Consider the following 4,249-nt stretch of genomic DNA (forward strand, 5'->3'; position numbering starts at 1 on the left):
GCGCTCTTCGCCGCCTCCTGCTGTGCGGCCAGTTCGCTGTCGCCCTCGTCCAGCCCGTCGACCTCGGCCTTCAGCGTCTCGTACGCCTCCTGCGCGACGGCGGCGCGCTCCTCGGCCTCGTCGCGGGCGGTGGCGAGCCGGTCGATCTCGGCCTGCGCGGAGGCGGCGCGGCCGCGGGCGGCGGTGACCTTGCCGCTGAGCCGGGCGAGCCGTTCGCGGCGGTCGGCGACGGCGCGGGCGGCGTCCTTCAGCCGCCGCTCCTCGGCGGCGAGTTCGCGCTCCAGCTCGGCGCGGTGGGCGACGGTGTCCTCCAGCGCCCGTTCGGCGGCCTCCAGGGCCGCTTCGAGCTCGGCCTCCTGCTGCCGGATGCGCTCGGCCTCGCGCTCCAGGTCCTCCGGGTCGCGCCCGCGCCGCTCCTCCTCGGGCGCGGCGGTGGCGTGCTTGGCGCGGGCGTCGGCGAGGCTGACGGTGCCGCGTACCCGCTCGGCGAGCTGGCCGAGTTCGTGCCAGGCGCCCTGGGCCTCGGTGAGCCGCGGGGTGAGGGCGCGTACCTGCTCCTCCAGGGCGGACTCGCGGGTGCGGGCGGCGGTCAGCTGAGCCTCGGTGGCCTCTTTGCGTTCCTTGAGGGCCGCTTCGTCGGCGATCTCGGCGGAGAGTGCCGCGCGCAGGGTGACGAGGTCGTCGGCGAGGAGCCGCAGCCGGGCGTCGCGCAGGTCGGCCTGGATGACGGCGGCCCGGCGGGCGACGGCGGCCTGCCGGCCCAGCGGCTTGAGCTGGCGGCGCAGTTCGTCGCTGAGGTCCTGGACGCGGGCGAGGTTGGCCTGCATCGCGTCCAGCTTGCGCAGCGCCTTCTCCTTGCGCTTGCGGTGCTTGAGGACGCCGGCGGCCTCCTCGATGAAGGCGCGGCGGCCCGACGGGTCGGCGTGCAGGACGGAGTCGAGCTGCCCCTGGCCGACGATGACGTGCATCTCGCGGCCGATGCCGGAGTCGGACAGCAGTTCCTGGATGTCGAGGAGGCGGCAGGTGTCGCCGTTGAGCTGGTATTCGCTGCCGCCGCTGCGGAACATCGTCCGGGTGATGGTCACTTCGGCGTAGTCGATGGGCAGCGCGCCGTCGGAGTTGTCGATCGTCAGCGAGACCTCGGCGCGGCCGAGCGGCGGCCGGCCGGTGGTCCCGGCGAAGATGACGTCCTCCATCTTGCCGCCCCTGAGGGACTTCGCCCCCTGCTCCCCCATCACCCAGGACAGCGCGTCCACCACGTTGGACTTCCCCGAGCCGTTCGGGCCGACGACGCAGGTGATACCCGGCCCGAAGCGGAGGGTGGTGGCGGAGGCGAAGGATTTGAACCCCCGGAGCGTGAGGCCCTTCAAGTGCACTGGCGAGCTCTCCTCCGGCGACGAAACATGTGGCGGAGACTCTATCGCGCAAGCCGGTTTCACTGGGTAACCGCCGGGGCACATCAATTACTGAGCATCACCCCCCGGGGTGCCGGCTCCAAGGCGGGTTCCCTCCCGGGGTATCCGTAAGAGCGGTGGAGAAACGACGAAGGGACGCGGTTAAGCGTCCCTTGACAGTTATCTCAAGCGGTTGAGGTGCAGACCTGACGGTTCTCGCATGATTGTCAGGTAAGCGCAGGCTCCGCCTGGGATACGTCGAGCAGTGACTCGCTGTTGTGAGCAGCGGCGGCGGCGAGCATGTCGTTCTCGGCCTGGACGCGGACGAGCTCCGACTCCAGATCCTGGACACGCTGCTGCAGCCGTCGCATCTCGGCGAGGAGTCGCGGGTCAGTGCCGCCGACGTAACCGAGAAGCGCCTTTGCCATGATTGAAGGTCCTCCACACTGATGTGACCGACCGAGCGGTGTGGGTCGTGAGGGATTCGCACCCGCGTGTCTGCCCATGGCACAAACAGCTAGGGTGCGCGGGGCTTCAAGCGTCTCACCAAATAGTTTGACGGTCAACACGATCACACCCCGTATCGGGCGCGGCAGGTGCAATTGCAGGCCGCGGGGAGTGGCAGGACCCGTCTGGTGTGAGAGCTTCGCACGGCCGGATGCCGTTGGCAACCCGCTGGTCATCCCTGCCGGACCAGCCCTTATGGCGGAGCGTGCTCAGCGGATGGCAAACGAGTGATATCCGCCGCGCGGCTCGTCCCAGATCTCCGTCACACCCGACACGCGCCCCGGCGTGTCGGCGGACCGCAGCCACTCCAGCAACTCCTGGCACCGCGCTCGCGGACCCTCGGCGACGATCTGGACCCGGCCGTCCGCGAGATTCGCGGCGAAGCCGCTGAGGCCGCCGATCTCCAGCGCGCGGGCGCGGGTGAACCAGCGGAATCCGACCCCCTGGACCACCCCGCGCACCCATGCCGTCATGCGGACGTCTGTACTCATGTGACGCACGTTATCCGGACGATCGGCCCACGGGCACGTGAGGTGCGGGGGGCATGGCGTACAGTCTGCCGACAGAAATATCACTCGTGTGTGCGAGTGGCGTATGCGCAGTAGTTGTTGTCGCCGGACGTGAGGGGTCAGCCGAATGGGCCGCCACAGACGCTCGGAGCCGCAGCCCCCGACAGGCCGCCGGGACAGCCCCGGCGCATACGGCTCATACGACGGGTACAGCTCTTACGACTCGTTCGAGCCCCACGAGCCGTACACCGACCGCGAGGCGCACGGCGCCGGCCGGACGCGGGGGCAGCACCGCAGGCAGAGCCCCGCCAGGGCGGGGATGCTCGGTACGTCGGCCGCGCTGGCCGTCGGCGCGGTGGCGATGGCCTCCGGCGTCCTCGGCAGCGGCTTCGACCTCGACCGCGGCACCGGCGGTCCCGCCGAGCACGTGGAGGCGGGCGATCCGCCCTCGCCGAGCACGCAGGGCTCCTCGGACCTGCCGACGCGGGAGGCGTTGCCGTCCGCGAGCCGCGGCGCGGACCGGACGGAGAGCGGGACGCCGGACGCGAAGAAGGCCGCGGGCAAGGACGGCGGGCGGGACAAGGAGTCGAAGAGCGCTTCGCCGTCGACGTCTGCGCCCGAGCGCGAGAAGCCGGAGTCCACCGAGCCGTCGTCGAAGGCCCCGAGCCCGTCCCGTACGCAGTCCGAGTCGCCGTCCCCGACGAAGTCGGAGACCTCCGAGCCCACCCGCTCCGCGAAGCCGACCGCCACCGCCGACGCCACCACCGCCGCGGAGGCGGAGGTGCTGCGGCTGGTCAACCAGGAGCGCGCGCAGGCGGGCTGCCGCCCGCTGACGAACGACCCGGAACTGGCGAAGCTGGCCGGCGACTACAGCCAGGACATGGCCCAGCGCGGCTTCTTCGACCACACCGACCCCGACGGGAACGACCCGTGGGAGCGCGCGCAGGACTACGGCATAGCGGACCTCGGCGGGGAGAACATAGCCCGCGGCCAGGCCAACGCGCAGTCGGTGATGGACGCCTGGATGAACAGCGAAGGCCACCGCGCGAACATACTGAACTGCGACTTCCGCACCCTGGGCGTCGGCGCGCACTTCGCCGACGGCGGCCCCTGGTGGACCCAGAACTTCGGCTTCTGAGGCGACTCGGCGCCCCGGCGCCTGCCGTCCGCGTCAGGGGCGCGGGGGGCGCTGGCAGCGGGGGCAGAAGTAGCTGGAGCGGTTCATCCACGGGCGGCGGCGGATCGGGGTGCCGCAGCGGCGGCAGGGTTCGTCCTCGCGGCCGTACGCGTCCAGCGAGCGGGCGAAGTAGCCCGACTCGCCGTTGACGTTGACGTAGAGGCTGTCGAAGCTCGTGCCGCCGACGTCGAGCGCGGCGTTCAGCACCGCGCGGACGTGCCCCAGCAGTTCCGCGGTACGGGGGCGGGTGAAGCCGGCGGTGGGGCGCTCGTAGTGGAGGCGGGAGCGCCACAGCGCCTCGTCCGCGTAGATGTTGCCGACTCCGCTGATCAGCGACTGGTTCAGCAGCGCCCGCTTGATCGTGGTCCGGCTACCGCGCAGCGCCGCGTGGAACGCCGCGTCGTCGAACTCCGGGTCGAGCGGGTCGCGGGCGATGTGCGCGATGACGTCGGGCAGTCCGCCGGCGGCGTTCGGGTGCAGCGAGAGCCCGCCGAACGTGCGCTGGTCGACGAAGCGCAGCTCCGTGCCCGTCTCGTCCGCGAAGCGGACCCGGATCCGCAGGTGCTTCTCGTCCGGCGCCGCCTCCGGCCGGACCAGCAGCTGGCCGCTCATCCCGAGGTGCGCGAGCACCGACTCGGGCCCGTCGGCCAGCGGCAGCCACA

At 71.7% G+C, this 4,249-nt stretch carries 5 protein-coding genes; 1 reads left to right on the forward strand and 4 read right to left on the reverse strand.

Annotated elements, in window-relative coordinates; translation table 11 throughout:
- The 3 genes from H5J30_RS19700 to H5J30_RS19710 all read right to left on the reverse strand — a co-directional run.
- Positions 1–1,376, reverse strand: a 1,376-nt coding sequence (locus H5J30_RS19700) for a chromosome segregation SMC family protein (RefSeq protein WP_181788731.1), incomplete at its 3' end; no start/stop codon positions are given.
- 245 nt (positions 1,377–1,621) lie between these two features.
- Positions 1,622–1,822 carry a hypothetical protein gene (locus tag H5J30_RS19705; RefSeq protein ID WP_018839639.1) on the reverse strand — a complete coding sequence of 67 codons (201 nt, stop codon included), beginning with the start codon at positions 1,820–1,822 and terminating at the stop codon, positions 1,622–1,624.
- A gap of 288 nt (positions 1,823–2,110) precedes the next feature.
- Positions 2,111–2,392 (reverse strand): acylphosphatase, encoded by a 282-nt coding sequence (locus H5J30_RS19710; RefSeq protein WP_181788732.1) that lies wholly within the window; start codon positions 2,390–2,392, stop codon positions 2,111–2,113.
- 145 nt (positions 2,393–2,537) lie between these two features.
- On the opposite strand from H5J30_RS19710, the gene H5J30_RS19715 reads away from it, so the two are divergent.
- Positions 2,538–3,548 (forward strand): CAP domain-containing protein, encoded by a 1,011-nt coding sequence (locus tag H5J30_RS19715; protein ID WP_181788733.1) that lies wholly within the window; start codon positions 2,538–2,540, stop codon positions 3,546–3,548.
- A gap of 33 nt (positions 3,549–3,581) precedes the next feature.
- Here H5J30_RS19715 and mutM read toward each other — a convergent pair.
- Positions 3,582–4,249: bifunctional DNA-formamidopyrimidine glycosylase/DNA-(apurinic or apyrimidinic site) lyase (gene mutM / locus H5J30_RS19720; protein WP_181788734.1), on the reverse strand; the 668-nt coding region annotated here is incomplete at its 5' end.

Source organism: Streptomyces phytophilus (assembly GCF_013870535.1).
Classification (GTDB): domain Bacteria; phylum Actinomycetota; class Actinomycetes; order Streptomycetales; family Streptomycetaceae; genus Streptomyces; species Streptomyces phytophilus.